The sequence below is a fragment of the Dyella marensis genome (assembly GCF_900112865.1).
Lineage (GTDB): Bacteria > Pseudomonadota > Gammaproteobacteria > Xanthomonadales > Rhodanobacteraceae > Dyella_D > Dyella_D marensis_A.
Window position 1 is genome coordinate 25583 of record NZ_FONH01000019.1, and the last position, 20836, is coordinate 46418.

The 20836-nt window shown below is 68.2% G+C and carries 17 protein-coding genes; 16 read left to right on the top strand and 1 reads right to left on the bottom strand.

Features of this window, described 5'->3' with window-relative positions:
* Positions 1-29 precede the first annotated feature (29 nt).
* The 12 genes from frr (at position 30) to BM172_RS18300 (ending at position 12294) form a co-directional block, all read left to right on the top strand.
* On the top strand, positions 30-587 hold the full coding sequence (gene frr / locus BM172_RS18245; protein ID WP_026635888.1) for a ribosome recycling factor: 558 nt from the start codon (positions 30-32) through the stop codon (positions 585-587).
* 20 nt (positions 588-607) lie between these two features.
* Positions 608-1354 (top strand): polyprenyl diphosphate synthase, encoded by a 747-nt coding sequence (uppS, locus tag BM172_RS18250; RefSeq protein WP_026635887.1) that lies wholly within the window; start codon positions 608-610, stop codon positions 1352-1354.
* Between the two features lie 8 nt (positions 1355-1362).
* On the top strand, positions 1363-2184 hold the full coding sequence (locus BM172_RS18255; RefSeq protein WP_026635886.1) for a phosphatidate cytidylyltransferase: 822 nt from the start codon (positions 1363-1365) through the stop codon (positions 2182-2184).
* Positions 2181-3365, top strand: coding sequence for a 1-deoxy-D-xylulose-5-phosphate reductoisomerase (locus BM172_RS18260; protein WP_026635885.1), 1185 nt, complete (start codon positions 2181-2183; stop codon positions 3363-3365). Before BM172_RS18255 ends, BM172_RS18260 begins: the two co-directional genes overlap by 4 nt.
* Before the next feature lie 13 nt (positions 3366-3378).
* Positions 3379-4725, top strand: coding sequence for an RIP metalloprotease RseP (rseP, locus tag BM172_RS18265; protein ID WP_026635884.1), 1347 nt, complete (start codon positions 3379-3381; stop codon positions 4723-4725).
* Between the two features lie 212 nt (positions 4726-4937).
* Complete coding sequence (gene bamA, locus BM172_RS18270) at positions 4938-7379, top strand: outer membrane protein assembly factor BamA (protein WP_026635883.1); 2442 nt, start codon at positions 4938-4940, stop codon at positions 7377-7379.
* A 154-nt stretch (positions 7380-7533) separates the two neighbouring features.
* On the top strand, positions 7534-8577 hold the full coding sequence (gene lpxD, locus BM172_RS18275) for a UDP-3-O-(3-hydroxymyristoyl)glucosamine N-acyltransferase (protein ID WP_026635882.1): 1044 nt from the start codon (positions 7534-7536) through the stop codon (positions 8575-8577).
* Positions 8570-9043 (top strand): 3-hydroxyacyl-ACP dehydratase FabZ, encoded by a 474-nt coding sequence (gene fabZ, locus BM172_RS18280; RefSeq protein ID WP_026635881.1) that lies wholly within the window; start codon positions 8570-8572, stop codon positions 9041-9043. Before lpxD ends, fabZ begins: the two co-directional genes overlap by 8 nt.
* Positions 9040-9813, top strand: coding sequence for an acyl-ACP--UDP-N-acetylglucosamine O-acyltransferase (lpxA, locus tag BM172_RS18285; RefSeq protein WP_026635880.1), 774 nt, complete (start codon positions 9040-9042; stop codon positions 9811-9813). The genes fabZ and lpxA overlap by 4 nt, the downstream gene beginning before the upstream one ends.
* A gap of 60 nt (positions 9814-9873) precedes the next feature.
* A complete protein-coding gene (lpxB, locus tag BM172_RS18290; RefSeq protein ID WP_026635879.1) occupies positions 9874-11079 on the top strand; it encodes a lipid-A-disaccharide synthase in 1206 nt (401 codons plus the stop codon).
* Positions 11076-11672, top strand: coding sequence for a ribonuclease HII (gene rnhB, locus BM172_RS18295; RefSeq protein WP_026635878.1), 597 nt, complete (start codon positions 11076-11078; stop codon positions 11670-11672). The genes lpxB and rnhB overlap by 4 nt, the downstream gene beginning before the upstream one ends.
* Before the next feature lie 406 nt (positions 11673-12078).
* Positions 12079-12294 (top strand): hypothetical protein, encoded by a 216-nt coding sequence (locus BM172_RS18300; RefSeq protein WP_026635877.1) that lies wholly within the window; start codon positions 12079-12081, stop codon positions 12292-12294.
* A 24-nt stretch (positions 12295-12318) separates the two neighbouring features.
* Here the strand turns inward: BM172_RS18300 and BM172_RS18305 are convergent, their stop codons facing one another.
* Positions 12319-13758, bottom strand: coding sequence for an amino acid permease (locus BM172_RS18305; protein ID WP_026635876.1), 1440 nt, complete (start codon positions 13756-13758; stop codon positions 12319-12321).
* A gap of 235 nt (positions 13759-13993) precedes the next feature.
* Here BM172_RS18305 and dnaE point away from each other — a divergent pair, with 235 nt between their 5' ends.
* The 4 genes from dnaE (at position 13994) to tilS (ending at position 20823) form a co-directional block, all read left to right on the top strand.
* Complete coding sequence (dnaE, locus tag BM172_RS18310) at positions 13994-17563, top strand: DNA polymerase III subunit alpha (RefSeq protein WP_026635875.1); 3570 nt, start codon at positions 13994-13996, stop codon at positions 17561-17563.
* A gap of 98 nt (positions 17564-17661) precedes the next feature.
* The gene (accA, locus tag BM172_RS18315) at positions 17662-18618 is read left to right on the top strand and encodes an acetyl-CoA carboxylase carboxyl transferase subunit alpha (RefSeq protein WP_026635874.1); all 957 of its coding nucleotides are present in this window, start codon (positions 17662-17664) and stop codon (positions 18616-18618) included.
* A 140-nt stretch (positions 18619-18758) separates the two neighbouring features.
* Positions 18759-19511 (top strand): NYN domain-containing protein, encoded by a 753-nt coding sequence (locus BM172_RS18320; RefSeq protein WP_026635873.1) that lies wholly within the window; start codon positions 18759-18761, stop codon positions 19509-19511.
* Between the two features lie 7 nt (positions 19512-19518).
* Complete coding sequence (gene tilS / locus BM172_RS18325) at positions 19519-20823, top strand: tRNA lysidine(34) synthetase TilS (protein ID WP_245778726.1); 1305 nt, start codon at positions 19519-19521, stop codon at positions 20821-20823.
* Positions 20824-20836: the final 13 nt, after the last annotated feature.

The following is a 20836-nucleotide window of genomic DNA, read 5'->3' on the forward strand; positions in this document are numbered from 1 at the left end:
CCAGGCTTGCACGATCAAGGGGTATGCCCATGCTCAACGACATCAAGACCGATGCCCAGACCCGCATGGGCAAAAGCATCGATTCGCTCAAGCACAGCTTGACCCGCCTGCGCACCGGCCGCGCCAGCACCGCGCTGGTGGAAAACATCAGGGTGCCGGCCTACGGCTCGGAGATGCCGCTCAACCAGGTGGCCTCGATCTCGCTGGGCGATGCCCGCTCGATCATCATCACGCCGTTCGACAAGAGCCACATCGCCGCGGTCGAGAAGGCGCTGCTGTCCTCCGACGTCGGCATCACGCCGACCACCGCCGGCACGGTGATCCGCCTCAACATGCCGCCGCTCACCGAAGAACGCCGCCGCGAGCTGGCCAAGCACGTGGCGCACGAGGGCGAGGAAGCCAAGATCGCCATCCGCAACGTGCGCCGTGATGCGATGCAGCAGGTGAAGGACCTGCTCAAGGACAAGAAGATCACCGAGGACGACGAGCGCCGCGCCGAGGACGACATCCAGAAGCTCACGGATCGCTTCGTCAAGGAAGTGGACACGGTCGCCAAGGCCAAGGAAGAGGAGCTGATGGCGCTCTGACGCGCCATCGCTCCGACCGCATGGCCGACGCCGACGCCGCGCGGATCCCGCGCCACATCGCCATCGTGATGGACGGCAACGGCCGCTGGGCCAAGGCGCGCCACCGCCCGCGCAGCTTCGGTCACAACGCCGGCCGCAAGGCCCTGCGCGAAGTGGTCGAAGGCTGCCTGCGCGAAGGCGTGCAGGCACTCACCGTGTTCGCCTTCTCCAGCGAGAACTGGCAGCGCCCGCAGGACGAGGTCGGCGCGCTGATGGAGCTGTTCGTGCGCGCCCTGGACAAGGAAGTGGACGAACTGCACCAGCACGGCGTACGCATGCGCTTCGTCGGCGACCTGGGCGCGTTCGATCCGACCCTGCGCCAGCGCATGAACCAGGCGATCGCACACACCGCCGGCAACGACAAGCTGCATCTCAACGTGGCGGTGAACTACGGCGGTCGCTGGGACGTGGTGCAGGCCGCGCGCAAGGCCGCCGAGGCGGTGGCCCGCGGCGAGTTCCGCGCCGACGAGATCGACGAGCAGTTGCTCGGCCATTGGATGAGCCTGGCCGAACTGCCCCCGCTGGACCTGTTCATCCGCACCGGCGGCGAGCTGCGCATCAGCAACTTCCTGCTGTGGCAGGCCGCCTATGCGGAGCTGTATTTCACCGATACCTTGTGGCCGGACTTCGACCAGGCTTGCCTGCGCGGGGCCATCGAGGAATATGCACGCCGTGAGCGCCGCTTCGGGCGCACCGGCGAGCAGGTCGCCGTCAAGGCGTCAACCTAAGGATCCGCATGCTGCTTCAGCGCACTCTTACCGCACTGCTGCTCGCGCCGCTGGCGATCCTGCTGATCCTGTGGCCGCCGACGACGGTGTTCGCGCCGCTGGTGGCGCTGGCCTTCCTGGCCGCGCTGTGGGAATGGACCCGCCTGTCCGGCCTGAAGCACGACACCGGCGTGCGCGGCGGCCTGCTGGCCGCCGCCGCCGTGTTGTTCGCCCTGCTGTGGTGGGCGCGCGACTCCGCCCTGTGGCCGGTGCTGATCGGCGTCGGTGTGCTGTGGTGGGGCGTGGTCTGCGTCTGGCTCAACCACTTCGCCTTCGGCGCCGCGCCGACGCGCGAGAACCGGCTGCTCAAGCTCGGCGCCGGTGCGCTGGTGATCGTGCCGGCCTGGGTGGCCGCGATGAGCATCCACCGCGACCAGCCGCACGGCCACTGGTGGACCGTGCTGGCCCTGGCCATCGTGTGGGCCGCCGATATCGGCGCCTATTTCAGCGGCCGCCTGTTCGGCAAGCGCAAGCTCGCCCCGACCATCAGCCCCGGCAAGACCTGGGCCGGCGTGTACGGCGCCTTCATCGCCGGCGCCCTGGTGGCCGGCGTGGGCGGCTGGCTGCTGCACGTGCGCGACGGCAGCCTGGTCGGCCTGATCCTGCTGTCGATGGTCACGGTGGTCGCCTCGATCGTCGGCGACCTGCTGGAAAGCCTGATGAAGCGGCATGCCGCGGTGAAGGACTCCGGCAACCTGTTCCCCGGCCACGGCGGCCTGCTGGACCGCCTGGACAGCGTGTTCGCCGCCCTGCCCGTGTTCGCCGCCGGCAAATTGCTGCTGGGTCTATGAGCAAGCCTCGCCAGATCGCGGTACTGGGGGCCACCGGCTCCATCGGTGGCAGCACCCTGGACGTCGTCGCGCGCCATCCGGAACGTTTCCGCGCCAGCGTGCTGACCGCCCATCGCCAGGTGGAAGCGCTCGCCGCGCTGTGCGAGCAGCACCGGCCGGACCTGGCCGTGATCGGCGACCCGGCCCTGGAGGGCGAACTGTCCCGCCGCCTGGCCGCCGCCGGCGTGCGCTGCGAAGTGGCCGCCGGCCACGACGCCATTACCGCCGCCGTCTCCGGCGGGCAGTGCGACACCGTGGTGGCCGCCATCGTCGGCGCCGCCGGCCTCGATTCCACCTTGGCCGCGGCCCGCAGCGGCAAGCGCCTGCTGCTGGCCAACAAGGAATCGATCGTGATGGCCGGCCCGCTGCTGCTGGCGGCGCTGCGCGAAGGCGGCGGCGAACTGATTCCGGTCGATTCCGAGCACAACGCCATCTTCCAGTGCCTGCCGGGCGGCCGGCCCGAGCTGGCGCGCAGCGGCGTGCGCCGGCTGGTGCTGACCGCGTCCGGCGGCCCGTTCCGCGGCCGCCGCCGCGCCGAGCTGGCCGGCATCACCCCGGACGAGGCCTGCCGCCATCCCAAGTGGTCGATGGGCCGCAAGATCTCGGTGGACTCGGCCACGCTGATGAACAAGGGCCTGGAGGTGATCGAGGCGCACCACCTGTTCCAGGCCGCGCCCGACGCCATCGAGGTGCTGGTGCATCCGCAGAGCCTGGTCCACTCGCTGGTCGAATACGTCGACGGCTCGGTGCTGGCCCAGCTCGGCAACCCCGACATGCGCACTGCCATCGCCCATGCACTGGCCTGGCCGGAGCGGGTCGAATCCGGCGTGCCGCCGCTGGACCTGGCCGCCCACGGCACGCTGCAGTTCGAGACGCCGGACCTGGCCACCTTCCGCTGCCTGGCCCTGGCCTTCCAGGCGCTGCGCGCGGGCGGCGACGCGCCCGCCATCCTGAATGCGGCCAACGAAGTGGCCGTGGCAGCCTTCCTTGCCGGCGGCCTGCCCTTCCTGTCGATCGCCGACGTAGTCGAAAGCGTGCTCATGGAACTGCCGCCGCAAGCCGTGGTCGATGTCCGGTCCCTTACTGAACGTGACCGGGCAGCCCGCGAAGCCGCCCGCCGCATCCTCCGCAACGCATGCTGATAAGCTCTTGCAGATGAATTCCTTTTTAGGCTCGGTGTTCTGGTTGCTGGTCACGCTCGGCGTGCTGGTGACCTTCCATGAGTTCGGCCACTACTGGGTCGCGCGCCGCTGCGGCGTCAAGGTGCTGCGCTTCTCGGTGGGCTTCGGCAAGGCCATCTGGAGCCGCATCGGCAAGGACGGTACCGAGTACCAGATCGCCGCCATCCCGCTGGGCGGCTACGTGAAGATGCTGGACGCCCGCGAGGGCGAGGTCGACCCGGCCGACCGCGGCAGCGAATTCACCAGCAAGCCGGTCTGGCAGCGCATCGCCATCGTCGCCGCCGGCCCTGCCTTCAACCTGATCTTCGCCATCGCCGCGTTCTGGGCGATGTACGTGGTCGGCATGCCCGACTTCGCCCCGCTGGTCACCGCCACCCCGCACAGCATGGCCGCCGACGCCGGCGTCCGCGACGGCGACCGCGTGCTCGCCGTCGACGGCAAGCCGGTCGACACCATGGGCGACACCTACGAGGCGCTCGGCAACGCCCTGCTCGGCCGCGAGCCGCTGCCGCTGCGCGTACGCGGCAGCGACGGCACGGAGCGCGTGGTCACCCTGCCGTTGAACCGGCTGCCGGCTGGCCAGGACATCGGCCAATACATGGACAAGCTCGGCATCAAGCTCGCCTCGCCCGCCCCGATCGCCGCCGTGGTGAGGGCCGGCTTCCCGGCCGCCAGCGCCGGCATGCAGGGCGGCGACCGCATCGTCAGCATCAACGGCCAGCCGGTGACCGACTTCGAGGCCTTCTCGCGCCTGGTGGTGGCCGAAGCCACCAAGTCGCCGGCCCTGGACATCGCCGTCGAGCGCCAGGGCAAGCCGCTGTCGTTCAAGGTCACCGCGCGCATGGAATCGATGGAAGGCCAGCCGCCGCGCTGGCTGATCGGCGTGTCGCCGCCGCAGCCGGAGCCGATGCTGCGCCGCTACGGGCCGGCCGCCGCCGTATCCGCCGCGCTGACCACCACCTGGGACAACACCGCCTCGATCTTCAACATGATCGGCAAGATGGTCAGCGGCCAGGCCTCGACCAAGAATCTGTCCGGCGTGATCGGCATCGCCCAGGTGGCCAATGCCTCGGCCAGTGCGGGCCTGGGGGCGTTCCTGCGTTTCCTGGCCGCGATCTCGCTGAGCCTGGCGGTATTGAACCTGCTGCCCATCCCCGTCTTGGACGGCGGTCACCTGCTGTATTACCTTATCGAGTTGGTCAAGGGCAGTCCGCTGAGTGAGCGCACGATGATGGCCGGCCAGTACGTCGGCCTGTTCCTGCTGCTCACCTTGATGGGTCTGGCGTTCTACAACGACATCCATCGCAGCCTGTTCTTGTGACGCAAGTGGCCAACGCCAGCGTCGGGGGACGATCAGCGAGCCGTGGCAAGGCGACATCCGTTGTCGCCCGCGTCGCGGCGCCATGCGTTGAAACGTCCTCCGCCTCGCCGGCGAACGGTGCGCGCTTTTTTTCGAAGCGGGGAACCTCCCCGCTTCAACTCTTACTCGCAGCGGCCCCGGCCGTTGTGTCGGAATAAACTACGGAATCGACGATGAAGCGTATCGCCGCCCTGATCCTGCTTGCCTCACTCTCCGCCAACGTGCTCGCGTTCGAGCCGTTCGTCGTTTCCGACATCCGCATCGATGGCCTCAGCCGCATCTCCGCGGGCACGGTGCTCAACTACCTGCCGGTCAACAAGGGCGACCGCCTGACCTCGGATGCCGCCCAGCGCGCGATCCGCGCCCTGTACCAGACCAAGTTCTTCAGCGAGGTCGAGATCGACCGCGAAGGCGACATCATGGTGATCAAGGTCACCGAGCGTCCGTCCATCGCCAAGCTCACCCTGCGCGGCAACAAGGACATCAAGGAAGACGACCTGCGCAAGGGCCTGAAGGAGATCGGCCTGTCCGAAGGCGAGACTTTCGACCGCCTCTCGCTCGACCGCGTGCAGCAGGAACTGATCCGCCAGTACTACAACCGCGGCAAGTACAACGTGTCGGTCGAGCCGCACGTGACCAACCTTGACCGCAACCGCGTGGCGATCGACATCGAGATCCGCGAAGGCAAGGTCGCCAAGATCAAAGAGATCAACATCGTCGGCAACAAGGCGTTCACCGACAAGGAAATCCGCAAGGACTTCGAGTCCGACACCAGCAACTGGATGTCCTGGTATTCGAAGGACGACCAGTACTCGCGCGAAAAGCTCTCCGGCGACCTGGAGAAGCTGCAGTCCTACTACATGGACCGCGGCTACGCCGACTTCGGCGTGGATTCCACCCAGGTGAGCATCGCCCCCGACAAGCGCGAGATGTACATCGCCGCCGCGGTGAAGGAAGGCGAGATCTACACCGTCTCCGACATCCACCTGCTCGGCGACCTGGTGCTGCCGGAAGAGACCCTGCGCCAGCTGGTGTTCCAGAAGAAGGACCAGACCTTCAACCGCAAGGCGATCGAAGCCAGCTCCGATGCGATCAAGAGCATCCTGGCCAGCATCGGCTACGCCTTCGCCAAGGTCACCCCGGTGCCGAAGCTGGACAAGGACAAGCGCACCGTCGACCTCACCTTCTACATCGAGCCGGGCAAGCGCGTGTACGTGCGCCGCGTGGTGTTCAACGGCAACACCCGTACCGAAGACGACGTGATGCGCCGCGAGATGCGCCAGCTGGAAGGCAGCTGGTACTCGCAGCCGGCGATCGACCGCTCGAAGATCCGCCTGCAGCACCTGGGCTACTTCAAGAAGGTCGACATCGACAAGAAGCTGGTGCCGGGCACCGAGGACCAGGTCGACCTGACCGTGAAGGTGGAAGAACAGTCCGCCGGCAGCCTGATGTTCGGCGTGGGCTACTCGCAGTACTCGGGCATCATCCTGTCCGCCTCGGTCTCGCAGAACAACTTCCTGGGCACGGGCGACAGCTTCTCGGTGTCCGCGCAGCGCAGCGACTACGTCACCAGCGTCAGCGCCACCTACTTCAACCCGTACCTGACCGACAACGGCATCGGCATCGGCTACAACGCCGCCTACAGCAAGAGCGACTACGGCGACGCCAACAGCGACTTCGTCAACTTCACCAGCAGCCAGAAGTCGTTCTCGGCCTTCCTCAACATCCCGATCACCGACTTCGACAACCTGCGCGCGGGTCTGGGCCTGAGCAGCAACAAGATCAACCTGGATTACCAGTACTACGACTCCACCGGCCAGATCGTCTCGCAGAGCCTGTCGCCGCAGGCGCTGATCGACTACCAGAACGCGATCGGCCACAAGACCATCCATTCCTGGACCGGCCAGCTGGGCTGGACCCACGACACCCGCAACGGCTACTGGGCGCCGACCCGCGGCGGCCTGATGTCGCTGTCGACCGACATCGCCCTGCCCGGCTCGACCGTGCAGTACTACAAGATCTTCGGCGAGGCCAACCACTACTGGCCGATCGGTCGCGGCTTCGTGCTGTACCTGGACGGCCAGGTCGGCTACGGCAAGACCTACGGCCAGGAGTACGACAACAGCTTCGGCGACTACATCAAGGGCCAGAAGATCGACTTCCCGTTCTGGGAGAACTACTACTCCGGCGGCGTGCGCGACGTGCGCGGTTTCCAGGACAACACCCTGGGCCCGAAGCTGTGCGTGGGCCTGGACGCCAACAATAAGCCGCTCAAGCCCGATGCCGACGGCCGATGCAACGGCGGCTACTACGCCTACGCCCAGCCGGTCGGCGGCGCGTTCAAGGTGCTGGGCACGGCACAGGTGTTCCTGCCGCTGCCGTTCCTGAAGGACGTCAACACCGCCCGCGTGTCGTGGTTCCTCGACGTCGGCAACGCATACAAGGACTACTCGAGCTTCAAGGCCAGCGACCTGCGCGCCTCGACCGGCCTGTCGCTGCAGTGGCAGGCGCCGATCGGCCCGCTGATCATCAACTTCGCCATGCCGATCCGCTCCAAGAAGGAAGATCGCCATTACGAGGAGCGCATCCAGTTCACCTTCGGCAGCCAGTTCTGATCCAGGAGCTGGTCCTGACCGGGCCCGGCCCGGACAGTCGCCGATCCACCGCAATACCCCCGAAAGCGCGGCCACGGCCGCGCTTTCTTTTGCCCGTGCGGAAAGACGTCGCGGCCCCCACGCCCTACAATGCCCGCACCGCCAGGGAGCCCGCATGAGCACCATCCAACACACCGTGGCCGAGCTGGCCGAGCGATTCGGCCTCGCCTTCCAGGGCGACGGCCAGCGCGTCATCGACGGCGTCGGCACGCTGGCCGGCGCCGGCCCCAGCCAGCTGAGCTTCCTCTCCAACAGCAAGTACAGCGCCCAGCTGAGCGGCACCCGCGCCGGCGTGGTGGTGCTGCGCGAAGAGAACGCGGGCGATTGCCCCACCGCCGCGCTGGTGGCCAAGGATCCCTACGTCGCCTACGCCAGGATCGCCGCGCTGTTCGAGCGCCTGCCCGCCTATCCGGCGGGCATCCACGCCAGCGCCGTGGTCTCGCCCGCCGCGCGCATCGCGCCGACCGCGAGCATCGGCCCCTGCTGCGTGGTGGAAGAGGACGCCGTGATCGAGGACGGCGCCGTACTTGGGCCGCATTGCATCGTCGGCGCCGGCTGCACCGTCGGCGCGCAGTCGCGCCTGGTCGCGCGCGTCACCCTGGTCACCCGCGTGACGCTGGGCAAGCGCGTGCTGGTGCATCCGGGCGCGGTGATCGGCTCGGACGGCTTCGGCCTCGCCTTCGACCGCAGCGCATCGGATCACGGCAGTTGGATCAAGCTGCCGCAGCTCGGCGGCGTGCGCATCGGCGACGACTGCGAGATCGGCGCCAACACCACCATCGACCGCGGCGCGCTGGAAGACACCGTGCTGGAAGAAGACGTGCGCCTGGACAACCAGATCCAGATCGCCCACAACGTCCACGTCGGCGCGCACACCGCCATGGCCGGCTGCGCCGCGGTGGCCGGCAGCGCGAAGATCGGACGCTATTGCATGATCGGCGGCAACGCCGGCGTGCTGGGCCATCTCGAACTGGCCGACCGGGTTACCATTACCGCCAAGAGCCTGGTGACCCATTCGATCCGCGAGCCCGGCGAGTATTCCGCGGGGGTACCGTTGCAGGAGAACCGCCTGTGGCGGCGCAACGCGGCCCGTTTCAAGCACCTGGATGAGTACGTGCGCCGCCTTTCGGCGCTGGAGAAGGACAGCAACAATGAGTGACAAGACCGTGCCCTTCCACCTGCCGGTGACCGTCGAGCAGATCCAGAACCTGCTGCCGCATCGTTATCCGTTCCTGCTGGTGGACCGGGTGATCGAGCTGGACCCGGACCACCGCGTGGTGGGCCTGAAGAACGTGACCATGAACGAGCCGTTCTTCCAGGGCCATTTCCCCGGCCATCCGGTGATGCCCGGCGTGCTGATCGTGGAGGCCATGGCGCAGACCGCCGGCCTGCTCACCCAGATCAGCAGCCGCCTCAAGGGCGACACCGGCAGCCCGCTGTTCTACCTGGCCAAGGTCGACGACGCGCGCTTCTACAGCCCCGTCGTGCCGGGCGACCAGCTGCATATGGAAGTGAAGCTGCTGCGCCTGCTGCGCGGCATGGGCATGTTCGAGGCCGAAAGCCGCGTCAACGGCAAGAAGGTCGCCTCCTGCCAGCTGGTCTGCGCGGCGAGGTCCGACAAATGATCCATGCCACCGCTCAGATCGATCCGTCGGCCAGGCTCGGCGCCAACGTCAGCGTCGGCGCCTACAGCGTGATCGGCGCCGAGGTGGAGATCGGCGAAGGCACGGTGATCGGTCCGCACGTCGTGATCGAAGGTCCCACCCGGATCGGCCGCGACAATCGCATCAGCCAGTTCGCCTCGCTGGGCGGTGCGCCGCAGGACAAGAAATTCCAGGGCGAGCGCACCGAGCTGGTGATCGGCGACCGCAACCTGATCCGCGAATTCGTCACCGTCAACCGCGGCACCGGCGACGGCGGCGGCATCACCCGCATCGGCAACGACAACTGGCTGCTGGCCTATGTGCACGTGGCGCACGACTGCCAGATCGGCAACAACACCGTGTTCTCCAACTACTCGGCGCTGGCCGGGCACGTGGAGATCGGCGACTTCGTGATCATGTCCGGCTTCTCCGGCGTGCATCAGTTCTGCAAGGTCGGCGCGCACGCCTTCATCGGCATGGGCTGCCTGGTCGGCTCCGACGTGCCGCCGTTCGTGATGATGGCCAACGAGCAGCGCGGCCGCCCGCGCGGCATCAACAGCGAAGGCCTCAAGCGCCGTGGCTTCGACCCGACCCGCATCGCCGCGATCAAGCGCGCCTACCGCACGCTGTACATGGCCGGCCTGACCCAGGCCGACGCGCGCGAACAGCTGGTGACGCTGGCGCAGGAAAGCGACGACGTGCGCGCGATGCTGGACTTCCTCGATCGCAGCGAGCGCGCCCTGGCGCGCTGACGACTATATGCGCCCCGCATATAGTCAAATCAGGCACGGGCTTTTGCCCTAAGCGCCACCATGACACCCACGGCCAACGCCCCTTTGCAAATCGCTCTTATCGCCGGAGAAGACTCCGGCGATCAGCTTGGTGCGGACCTGATCGCTGCTCTGCGTCGTCGCTATCCGGAAGCCCGCTTCGTCGGCATCGGCGGCGCGCGCATGCAGGCGCAGGGCTTCGAGTCCTGGTACGACATCCGCGAGCTGTCGCTGTTCGGCCTGGCCGAAGTGATCGGCCACCTGCCGCGCCTGCTGCGCCTGCGCAAGGAACTGGTCGCGCGCCTGATCGCGGCGAAGCCCGCAGTGGTGGTCGGCATCGACGCGCCGGATTTCAACCTGGGCGTCGAGCAGCGCGTGCGCGCCGCCGGCCTGCGCACCGTGCACTACGTCAGCCCTTCCGTATGGGCCTGGCGCGAAGAGCGCGCGGCGAAGATCGGCCGCAGCGCCGACCGCGTGCTGTGCCTGTTCCCGATGGAACCGGCGATCTACGCACGCCATGGCGTCGATGCCCGCTTCGTCGGCCATCCGCTGGCGGACCGCTTCGCCCTGGTCTCCGACCGCGTCGGCGCACGCGATTTCCTCGAGCTGCCGCAGAACGCGCCGGTGCTGGCGGTGCTGCCGGGCAGTCGCTCGTCAGAAGTGACGAAACTGGGCAGCGTGTTCCTCGACGCCGCCCGCCGCGTGGCGGCGCAACTGCCTGGCCTGCGCATCGTGATCCCCGCCGCCAACGCACGCGTGCATGCCACGCTGAAGGCGATGCTCGGCGATGGCCCCACCAACGACGACACTCCGATTCTTCTCGACGGCCGCGCCCACGAAGCCATGCTCGCCGCCGACGTGGTGCTGCTCGCTTCCGGCACCGCCACATTGGAAGCCATGCTGGCCAAGCGGCCGATGGTGGTGGGCTATCGCGTCTCGCCGATCAGCTACCGCATCGCGCGCGCGCTGAACATGCTGAAGACCGACGTCTACGCGCTGCCCAACATCCTCGCCCGTGCCTGCGGCCTGGGCGACCAGGCCATGCTCGCGCCGGAACTCATGCAGGACGACTGCACGCCGGAGAAGCTCGCCGAAGCCGTGCTCGCGCTGTTCCACGACAGCCAGCGCCGCGGCGAGATCGTGGCCGCGTTCGAGCAACTGCACCGCGCCCTGCGCGGCGAGCTGGAAGGCGAAGCGGGCGACCATGCGGCCGACGCCGTCATCGAACTGATCGAGCGCCCGCGATGAACAGGAAAGCGCTGCGCCATATCGCCGGCGTCGACGAAGCCGGCCGCGGGCCGCTCGCCGGACCGGTGGTGGTGGCGGCGGTGATCCTGGATCCCAAGCGCCCGATCGACGGCCTCGACGATTCGAAGAAACTCACCGAGGCGAAGCGCGAGGCGCTGTATCCGCTGATCGTCGCCAACGCGCTGGCGCATTGCATCGTCGCGATGAGCGTGACGGAGATCGACCAGCTCAATATCTTCCAGGCCACCATGGCCGGCATGAGCCGCGCCGTCGCCGGCCTTTCGCTGATCGCGCACGAAGCCTGGATCGACGGCAACGCGCTGCCGAAGAACCTGCCCTGCCCCGGCCGCGCCATCGTCGGCGGCGATGCGCTGGAACCGGCGATCAGCGCCGCCTCCATCCTGGCCAAGGTCACCCGCGACCGCCTGATGGTGGCGATGGAAACGCAGTACCCCGGCTACGGCTTCGCCGCGCACAAGGGCTACCCCACGCCGGCGCATTTCGAGGCGCTGCAGCGGCTGGGCCCGTGCGCCGAACACCGCCGCAGCTTCGCGCCGGTGAAGATCATGCTCGATCAAGGGCAGCTCTTTTAGAGCATGCTGTTTTAGCCGTCCGTCCGTCGCCGGCGGCAAAGCATCAACGAGGCCAAGATCGTGCCCCGCAGCGCGATTTTCGTCATGTCCTTCGACACGGTTTTTTCTTGCGACGCGGGCCTACACTACAGCCACGATCGGAAGCCGCCCCGGCTGCCCATGGGGCCTCATCCGACCGGCGCTTCGCCTTCGCCCGCGCCGTGCAACCCTTCTCCAGCGACGCGCATCGAAGCTCCGAAGCAGGACGAAGCGGGGCCGACCGCCCCATCGACCGCCGAGCCAGCCCGGTTCCACGGCGCGGTCGCCGCTTCAGGCAGGGACGCAAAGTGAAACCTTCCGCGGGCGCCGCCCCGGCGCGCCGCGGCATACGCCAGCGGCGCTGCGATCGCGTCGCAGGAGTCCAGTCATGACACTTCCCAACACGCCACTCACCGTCGTCGCCAGTGGTGGCGACGCGCCGACGTCCGCAGAACAGAGCGTGCTGTCTCCGACATCCACGCCGGATGCGCCGCCGCTCCTGGGCACCGCCCACGTCGACTACAACCTGCACCCGCTCAAGGTGGCGGGCCTGGATCATTTCATCGAACAGCCGGACGGCAACGAGCGCTTCCGTATTTCCTGAATGCCGGATCGCGGGCGCGGCGCTTCAGCCGCGCCTGCGCATCAGGCTGTGGCGATAGCCGTAGGCGATGTAGATCAGCATGCCCAGCGTGGTCCATGCAGCGAGCAGGATCCAGTTGCCCAGGTTCATCTGCGCCAGCAGGAAAGCGCACACCAGCACGCCCAGCGTGCAAACGGCCGGCGCCGCCGGCACGCGGAAGCCGCGCGGCAGGTTCGGATGCGTCCTGCGCAGCACCAGCACGCCGATGCACACCGTGGCGAAGGCCAGCAGCGTACCCATCGACAGCAGATCGCCCAGCAGGCTCAGCGGGAATACCGCCGCGAGGACGCCGCCCACCGCGCCCACCAGCAGCGTGGTGCGATGAGGCGTGCGATGGCGCTCGTGCACGGCGCCGAAGAAAGTCGGCAGCAGCCCGTCGCCCGCCATGCTGTAGAGGATGCGCGACAGGCCCAGGTGCATCACCAGGATCACCGAGGTGAGGCCAGCCACCGCACCGACCTGGGTCAGCAGCTTCAGCCAGGCCAGCGGCGGATGCGCCGCCAGCGCGGTCGCCACCGGCTCGGCCGTGGCCAGCTGCGGATACGGCACCAGGCCGGTCAGCACCGCGGCGACGATGATGTACAGCACGGTGCAGATCGCCAGCGAAATGAGAATGCCCGCCGGCACATTGCGCTGCGGATTGCGCGTCTCCTGCGCCGCCGTCGCCACCGCATCGAAGCCGATATAGGCGTAGAACACGCTGGTCGCCGCGCGGAACACGCCGGCCCAGCCGTAGTGATCGCCGCCCTGGTTCGCCGGCACGTAGGGATGCCACAGCGACGGGTCCACATATTGCAGTCCGCACACCACGAACAGCACCACCACGATCACCTTCAGCGCCACCACCACGCTGGCGAACATGGTCGACTGCCTGGTGCCGCGATACAGCAGCGCGGTCAGCGCGGCGACGACCAGCAGCGCCGGCAGGTTGAGCAGCGCTCCGGTCAATTCCAGATGCCCGTCCTTGAAGCTCAGCGGCGCATTGGCCAGCGCCGCCGGCACCTCGATCCCCAGGCTCTTGAGCAGCCCCACGCCATAACCCGACCAGCCGACCGCCACCGACGACACCGCCAGCAGGTATTCCGCCACCACGTTCCACCCGATGAACCAGGCCAGCAGCTCGCCGAAGGTGGCGTAGGCATACACATAGGCGCTGCCCGACACCGGCAGCATCGCCGCGAACTCCGCATAGCTCAGCGCCGCCAGCGCCGCCGCCAGGCCGGCCAGCACGAAGGACAAGGTCAGCGCCGGCCCTGCATGCTCCGCCGCCGCCTGCCCCGTGATCACGAAAATACCCGCCCCGATCACCGCCCCCACGCCCAACACGACCAGTTCTTTCAGCCCCAGGGTCCGCCGCAGCGAATCATCGGCGGTGAGCGAAGCCTCGACAGGCTTCACGGCAAACAGCGAGCGGATCAACGACATCGGAGCGCTCCGGAGCGCGGCGGAAAGCCCGGAACCATGCCAGCCACGCCCCGCCCTGGCAACTGGACGCAGGTTGGGGTGAGCGCGGCGCACCCCGACGTCGCGGTATCGGCAGGCCTGTTGGGGTTCGCTGTGCTCACCCCAACCTACGCGGCTGCGCATAAAACCGCGGAAGTCAATCTTGCCCGCCTGGGGGGTGCCGGTTAGCCTTCCCGCACTCACCGCGTGAGTCCGCATGACCGTCCGCTTCGCCCACCTCCACCTGCACAGCGAATACTCGCTGGTCGACTCGACCATCCGCATCAAAGCGCTGGTCGACGCCTGCGTGCGCGAAGGCATTCCCGCCGTCGCGCTCACCGACGAGACGAACATGTTCGCGCTGGTGAAGTTCTACAAGGCCTGCAGCGCCGCCGGCATCAAGCCGATCGGCGGCTGCGACCTGTGGCTGTCGATGCCCGACGACCCGCGCCCCTCCCGCGTCACCCTGATCTGCCAGAACCGCGACGGCTATCTGAACCTGTCGCGCCTGGTCTCGCGCGTGTGGCGCGAAGGCCAGGGCAGCGGCAAGCCGATGGCCGACGCGGCCTGGCTCACGCCATCGGCGACTGAGGGCCTGATCGCCCTGGTCGGCCGCGAGAACGAAGTGGCGCGCCTGGCCGTCAACCAGGGCGTCGCCGCGGCCGCCGCGCGCCTGCGCCCGTTCGCGCGGCTGTTCCAGGACCGCCTGTATCTGGAGCTGACCCGCTGCGGCCGCGAAGGCGAGGAAACCTGGAATGCCGCCGCGCTGGCGCTGGCCGCCGAGCTCGACCTGCCGGTGATCGCCAGCAACGACGTGCGCTTCCTGCGCCAGGACGATTTCGAATCGCACGAAGCGCGCGTGTGCATCCACCAGGGCCGCGTGCTGGCCGACCCCAAGCGTCCGCGCGACTACAGCGACCAGCAGTACCTGAAGACGCCCACGCAGATGGCCGAGCTGTTCGCGGACATCCCCGAAGCGCTGGAAAACACCGTCGAACTGGCCAAGCGCTGCACCCTGGAACTGAACTTCGGCACCTACTACCTGCCGAACTTCCCGGTGCCGGAAGGCCACGACCTGGCCAGCTACATCCGCGAGCTCTCGCACGAAGGCCTGAAGGAACGCCTCGCCAGCAATCCGCTGGCCCCCGGCTATACGCTGGAGGATTACGTCGCCCGCCTCGACCGCGAGCTGGACGTGATCATCGAGATGGGCTTCCCCGGCTACTTCCTGATCGTGGCGGACTTCATCAACTGGGGTAAGCAGAACGGCATCCCGGTAGGCCCGGGACGCGGCTCCGGCGCGGGCTCGCTGGTGGCCTGGGTGCTGAAGATCACCGACCTGGACCCGCTGCCGTTCAACCTGCTGTTCGAGCGCTTCCTCAATCCGGAACGCGTGTCGATGCCCGACTTCGACATCGACTTCTGCATGGACCGCCGCGACGAGGTGATCGACTACGTCGCGCGCAAGTACGGCCGCGACCACGTCAGCCAGATCATCACCTACGGCTCGATGGCCGCGAAGGCGGTGCTGCGCGATTCCGGCCGCGTGCTGGGCATGGGCTACAACGCGGTCGACAAGATCGCCAAGCTGATTCCCGCGCGCCCGCTCGACCTCACGCTGTCGTGCGCGCTGGGCCGCTCGGAGAAGGCCAAGAAAGAACCCGACCGGGTGGTCAAGGAATTCTGCGACCTCTACGACCAGGACGAGGAAGCGAAGACGCTGATCGACCTGGCGCTGAGCCTGGAAAACCTCACCCGCAACGCCGGCAAGCACGCCGGCGGCGTGGTGATCGGCCCCAAGCCCCTGACCGAGTTCGCCCCGCTGTACTGCGAAGCCGGTGGCGGCGGCGTGGTGACGCAGTACGACAAGGACGACGTCGAAGCCGTCGGCCTGGTGAAGTTCGACTTCCTCGGCCTGCGCACGCTGACCATCATCGACTGGGCGGTGAAGGCGATCAACGCGCGCCGCGCAGCCAGTGGCGAGGAGCCGCTGGACATCGCCGCGCTGCCGCTGGACGACGCCGCCACCTACAAGCTGCTGCAGCAGGCCAGGACGGTAGCGGTGTTCCAGCTCGAATCCTCGGGCATGCAGCGCATGCTCAAGGATGCGCGCGCCGACCGCTTCGAGGACATCGTGGCGCTGGTGGCGCTGTACCGCCCCGGCCCGATGGATCTGATCCCCAGCTTCGTCGCGCGCAAGCATGGGCGCGAGGAAGTGCAGTACCCCGACCCGCGCGTCGAGCCGATCCTGAAAGAGACCTACGGCATCATGGTCTACCAGGAGCAGGTGATGCAGATGGCGCAGATCGTGGGCGGTTATTCGCTCGGCGGCGCCGACCTGCTGCGCCGTGCGATGGGCAAGAAGAAACTCGAGGAGATGGCGAAGGAACGCGCCAAGTTCCGCGAGGGCGCCGCCAAGGACGGACTCTCCGGCGAGAAGGCCGACGAGATCTTCGACCTGATGGAGAAGTTCGCCGGCTACGGCTTCAACAAGTCGCACGCGGCCGCCTACGCGCTGGTCTCGTACCAGACCGCATGGCTGAAGGCGCACTACCCCGCCGAGTTCATGGCCGCGACGATCTCGTCGGACATGGACAACACCGACAAGGCGGTGACCTTCATCGACGAGTCCAAGGCGATCGGCCTCACCGTGCTGCCGCCGGACGTCAACGCGTCGGAGTTCATGTTCGTCGCGGTCGAGCCGAAGGTGATCCGCTATGGCCTGGGCGCGATCAAGGGCGTCGGCCAGGGCGCCTGCGAATCGATCGCCGAGGAACGCGAACGCGGTGGTCCATACAAGGACTTGGCCGACTTCTGCCGCCGCGTCGACTCCACCAAGCTCAATCGCCGCGTGCTGGAAGCGCTGATCCTGTCCGGCGCGCTCGATGCGCTCGCGCCGACCCGCGCCAGCCTGATGCTGCAGCTGCCGGATGCGATCAAGGCGGCGGAGCAGCACCTGCGCGACAAGCAGTCGGGCCAGAACGACATGTTCGGCGCCGCCATGTCGGATAAGAGCGGGGGTACCGTGGCGCCCGTGGTGCAGATCGACCTGCCGACGGCCCCGGAATGGCCGCTCGAGCAGAAGCTGCAGGGCGAGCGCGACACGCTCGGCCATTACCTCTCCGGCCATCCCACCGATCCCTGGCGCGAGGAGCTGCAGCAGCTCTCCACCTGCCCGCTGGGCGAGATCGCCGACCGCTACCAGCCGCCGCGCCCGCGCAAGGGCGACGACGACAACCGCTTCCGCCGCGGACCCGACACGCCGTGGACGGTGGCCGGCATGGTCACCGCCATCCGCAAGCGCGGCGAGAGCGATGCCTTCGTGCGCCTGGAAGACGGCACCGGCATCATCGAGGTGAGTTTCTTCGGCGAGCTGTACCAGCAGGTCGCCCCGCTGCTCACCCGCGACGAAATCCTGGTGGTCGAGGGTGGCCTGCGCATCGACGACTTCTCCGGCGGCGGCTTCGCCGTGCGCGCCCGCAGCGCGCACACCCTGGCCGACGCCTGCCGCCGCTTCGCGCGTGTGCTGCATGTGAAGCTGAACGGGGTCGGCCCCGGCTTCGTCGACCAGTTGCGCCAGATCCTGGCCGGCTACCGCAACGGCCGCACCAGCGTGGTGCTGCACGGCTACCACAACGCCATCGCCCAGGCCGACCTGGAGCTGGGCGACGCGTGGCGGGTCGAGGCCATCCCGGAGCTGCTGCGCGCCGTGCGCGCGGTGCCCGGGGTGCAGGCGGCCAGGCTGCGCATCGTTAAGACCGACGACCGCCCCTCGCGCGGCGACTGAAGCCATCCCGCCGGCGCCCGGCAAGCCATACGGCCCCGTTCTCGCCTTTTCCGCCGCCCCGGTATACTGCGCGGCTTCCGTGTCCCGACTAGCACCGAATGAACCCGAACTTCCTCGATTTCGAACAACCCATCGCCGAACTGGAAGCGAAGATCGAAGAGCTTCGCCACGCCAGCCACGGGCAGGCGTTCAATATCGAGGACGAGGTCGTCCGGCTGCGCGAGAAGCTGAAGATCAAGACCGCGGAAATCTTCCGCAATCTCAGCTCCTGGCAGATCACCCAGCTGTCGCGCCACCCGGCCCGCCCCTACACGCTGGACTACATCAGCGTGATCTGCGAGGAGTTCCACGAGCTGGCCGGCGACCGCGCCTACGCGGACGACGCCGCCATCGTGGGCGGCATCGGCCGCATCAACGGCCGCTCGGTGGTGATCATCGGCCACCAGAAGGCACGCGATACCAAGGGCAAGGTGCGCCGCAACTTCGGCATGCCGCGCCCGGAGGGCTACCGCAAGGCGCTGCGCCTGATGAAGCTGGCCGAGCGCTTCAAGCTGCCCCTGCTGACCCTGATCGACACCCCCGGCGCCTACCCCGGCGTCGGCGCCGAGGAGCGCGGCCAGAGCGAGGCGATCGCGCGCAACCTGCTGGAAATGGCCGACCTGCGCGTGCCGATCGTGTGCACGGTGATCGGCGAAGGCGGCTCCGGCGGCGCGCTGGCCATCGGCGTGGGCGACCGCACGGTGATGCTGCAGTACTCCACCTATTCGGTGATCTCGCCCGAAGGCTGCGCCTCGATCCTGTGGAAGAGCGCCGACAAGGCCAAGGACGCTGCCGAGGCGCTGGGCCTCACCGCGCCGCGCCTGCTGGAGCTGGGCCTGATCGACAAGCTGGTGCGCGAGCCGCTGGGCGGCGCCCACCGCAATCCGCATTCGATGGCGGTGCGCCTGAAGGCCGTGCTGCTCAACCAGCTCGACGAGCTGGAAGCATTGCCGATCGATGAGCTGCTGCAGCAGCGGTATCAGCGGCTGCGCGGGTACGGCGCCTATACCGAATAACGTAGGTTGGGGTGAGCCGCAGGCGAACCCCAACGGGCCTCTCACATCGATGTGCCTGTTGGGGTTCGCTGCGCTCACCCCAACCTACGCCGCGCAATCATGGCGCTATGATCCCCCGGCCCATTCCGCCGGAGGCCGCCATGGCCAGCGACAGCACCAAGCTCGCCGTCCTGATCGATGCCGACAACGCGCAGCCGAATCTCGCCGAAGCCCTGCTCGCCGAAGTGGCCAAGTACGGCACCGCGCACGTCAAGCGCGCCTACGGCGACTGGACCAGCCATCACCTGAAGACCTGGAAAGAGCAGCTGCTCACCCAGTCGATCCAGCCGATCCAGCAGTTCGGCTACACCAGCGGCAAGAACGCCACCGACTCGGCGATGATCATCGATGCGATGGACCTGCTGTACTCGGGCCGCTTCGACGGCTTCTGCATCGTCTCCAGCGACAGCGACTTCACCCGCCTGGCCGCGCGCATCCGCGAGTCGGGGCTGATTGTGTACGGCTTCGGCGAGCGCAAGACGCCCGATCCCTTCGTCGCGGCCTGCGACAAGTTCATCTACACCGACATCCTGGTCGCCAAGCCCGACGAGGAAGCGCCGCTGAAGCCGCGCGGCGCCACCCAGCTCAAGCAGGACAGCGGCCTGGTGAACCTGCTGCGCAACGCGGTGGAAGCCGCTTCGGACGACGATGGATGGGCCGGACTCGGAGGCGTGGGTTCCATCATTACCAAACAGCGGCCGAATTTCGATGCGCGCAGCTATGGCTACAGCAAGCTCAGCGAGTTGATCGCTGCCACCGCGCTGTTCGACATAGAACGCCGCAGCCCCGGCGAAGGCCGGCCGAAAGTGATCTACGTGCGCGACAAGTCGAAGAAATCCGTAGCTCGTGAGTAGCGGTCTCGTGAGTAGCGCCGATCCGCTTGTCGTCCTGCTGCGGCGCGCCCTGCGCAAGCATCCCGCCGGCGCGCTCTGCGTCGCCTTCAGCGGCGGCCCCGATTCCACGGCGCTGCTGCATGTCCTTGCCGGCATCGAGGAAGCGCGCGCGCGCGGACTGCGCGCGGTGCACGTCGACCATGGCCTGCATGCGCACAGCGGCGCATGGGCGGAGCAGGCGCGGCAGTTCTGCTCCGTGCTGGAAATCGAATGCACTGTCGTGCGTGTGCAGGTGGAGCGGCACGGCGGCGAAGGCATCGAAGCCGCCGCGCGCCATGCACGCTATGCGGCCTTCGCCGAGGTGCTGCGCGCGGGCGAATGGCTGCTGCCCGGCCACCATCGCGACGACCAGGCCGAGACCGTGCTGCTCAAGCTGCTGCGCGGCAGCGGGCCGGAAGGCCTGGGCGGCATGCGCGAACTGCGCCCGCTCGGCGCCGGCATGCTTTGGCGCCCGTTGCTGCAGACGCCGCGCGAGGTGTTGCGCCAATACGTGCAGCGCCATCATCTGCCGGTGATCGACGATCCGTCGAACGCCGACACGCAGCTCTCGCGCAACTATCTGCGCAACGAAATCCTGCCGCATGTGGTCGGGCATTGGCCGCACGCGATCGACTCCATCCTGCACGCCGCTGCGCATCAGCGCGCCGCCGCCGACGCGCTGCGCACGCAATGGCTGGCCTCGTTCGCGCAGTTGCACGACAACGCCACCGGCAGCCTCGATGCGGCCGCCTGGCTGGCCCTGCCGCCGGCGCTGCGCGATCCGCTGCTCGATCACTGGCTGCGCGCGCGCGGCCGGCGTATCCCCACCCTGGCGCAACGCGCACAGATCGAGCGCCAGCTGCGCGAGCTGCGCGAAGGCCGCGTGCCCTGCATCCACTGGCCGGACACCGACCTGCGCATCTGGAAGGGGCGGCTGTGGGCGCTGGCGCCCGCACGGACGCTGCCGCCGGACTGGCAGGCGGCCTGGACGGGACAGCCGCTGACGCTGCCCGACGGCAGCCTGCTGGCATGGCAGGGCCCGCCGCTGCGTGAGGCGCTGACCGTGCGGCTGCGCCGGGGCGGCGAACGCATCCGTCCCAGCGGCGACCGCCATACGCGGGAACTGCGCGACCTGTTCCAGCAGGCTGGACTGCCGCCGTGGCGGCGCGCGGCCTGTCCGCTGATCTATGCCGGCGACGAGCTGCTCGCGGTGGCCGACCGGTGGCGCAGCGAAGCGGGCGAAATCTGGTTCCGCGGCGCCGGCGGAACGCCGCACTGGCGTTGCGCGGATTGATTCCGGACGGTCG

Excerpts from the sequence above, each read along its gene's own strand:
- frr (WP_026635888.1), top strand. The coding sequence starts at position 30 with ATGCTCAACGACATCAAGACCGATGCCCAGACCCGCATGGGCAAAAGC.
- uppS (WP_026635887.1), top strand. The coding sequence starts at position 608 with ATGGCCGACGCCGACGCCGCGCGGATCCCGCGCCACATCGCCATCGTG.
- BM172_RS18255 (WP_026635886.1), top strand. The coding sequence starts at position 1,363 with ATGCTGCTTCAGCGCACTCTTACCGCACTGCTGCTCGCGCCGCTGGCG.
- BM172_RS18260 (WP_026635885.1), top strand. The coding sequence starts at position 2,181 with ATGAGCAAGCCTCGCCAGATCGCGGTACTGGGGGCCACCGGCTCCATC.
- rseP (WP_026635884.1), top strand. The coding sequence starts at position 3,379 with ATGAATTCCTTTTTAGGCTCGGTGTTCTGGTTGCTGGTCACGCTCGGC.
- bamA (WP_026635883.1), top strand. The coding sequence starts at position 4,938 with ATGAAGCGTATCGCCGCCCTGATCCTGCTTGCCTCACTCTCCGCCAAC.
- lpxD (WP_026635882.1), top strand. The coding sequence starts at position 7,534 with ATGAGCACCATCCAACACACCGTGGCCGAGCTGGCCGAGCGATTCGGC.
- fabZ (WP_026635881.1), top strand. The coding sequence starts at position 8,570 with ATGAGTGACAAGACCGTGCCCTTCCACCTGCCGGTGACCGTCGAGCAG.
- lpxA (WP_026635880.1), top strand. The coding sequence starts at position 9,040 with ATGATCCATGCCACCGCTCAGATCGATCCGTCGGCCAGGCTCGGCGCC.
- lpxB (WP_026635879.1), top strand. The coding sequence starts at position 9,874 with ATGACACCCACGGCCAACGCCCCTTTGCAAATCGCTCTTATCGCCGGA.
- rnhB (WP_026635878.1), top strand. The coding sequence starts at position 11,076 with ATGAACAGGAAAGCGCTGCGCCATATCGCCGGCGTCGACGAAGCCGGC.
- BM172_RS18300 (WP_026635877.1), top strand. The coding sequence starts at position 12,079 with ATGACACTTCCCAACACGCCACTCACCGTCGTCGCCAGTGGTGGCGAC.
- BM172_RS18305 (WP_026635876.1), bottom strand. The coding sequence starts at position 13,758 with ATGTCGTTGATCCGCTCGCTGTTTGCCGTGAAGCCTGTCGAGGCTTCG.
- dnaE (WP_026635875.1), top strand. The coding sequence starts at position 13,994 with ATGACCGTCCGCTTCGCCCACCTCCACCTGCACAGCGAATACTCGCTG.
- accA (WP_026635874.1), top strand. The coding sequence starts at position 17,662 with ATGAACCCGAACTTCCTCGATTTCGAACAACCCATCGCCGAACTGGAA.
- BM172_RS18320 (WP_026635873.1), top strand. The coding sequence starts at position 18,759 with ATGGCCAGCGACAGCACCAAGCTCGCCGTCCTGATCGATGCCGACAAC.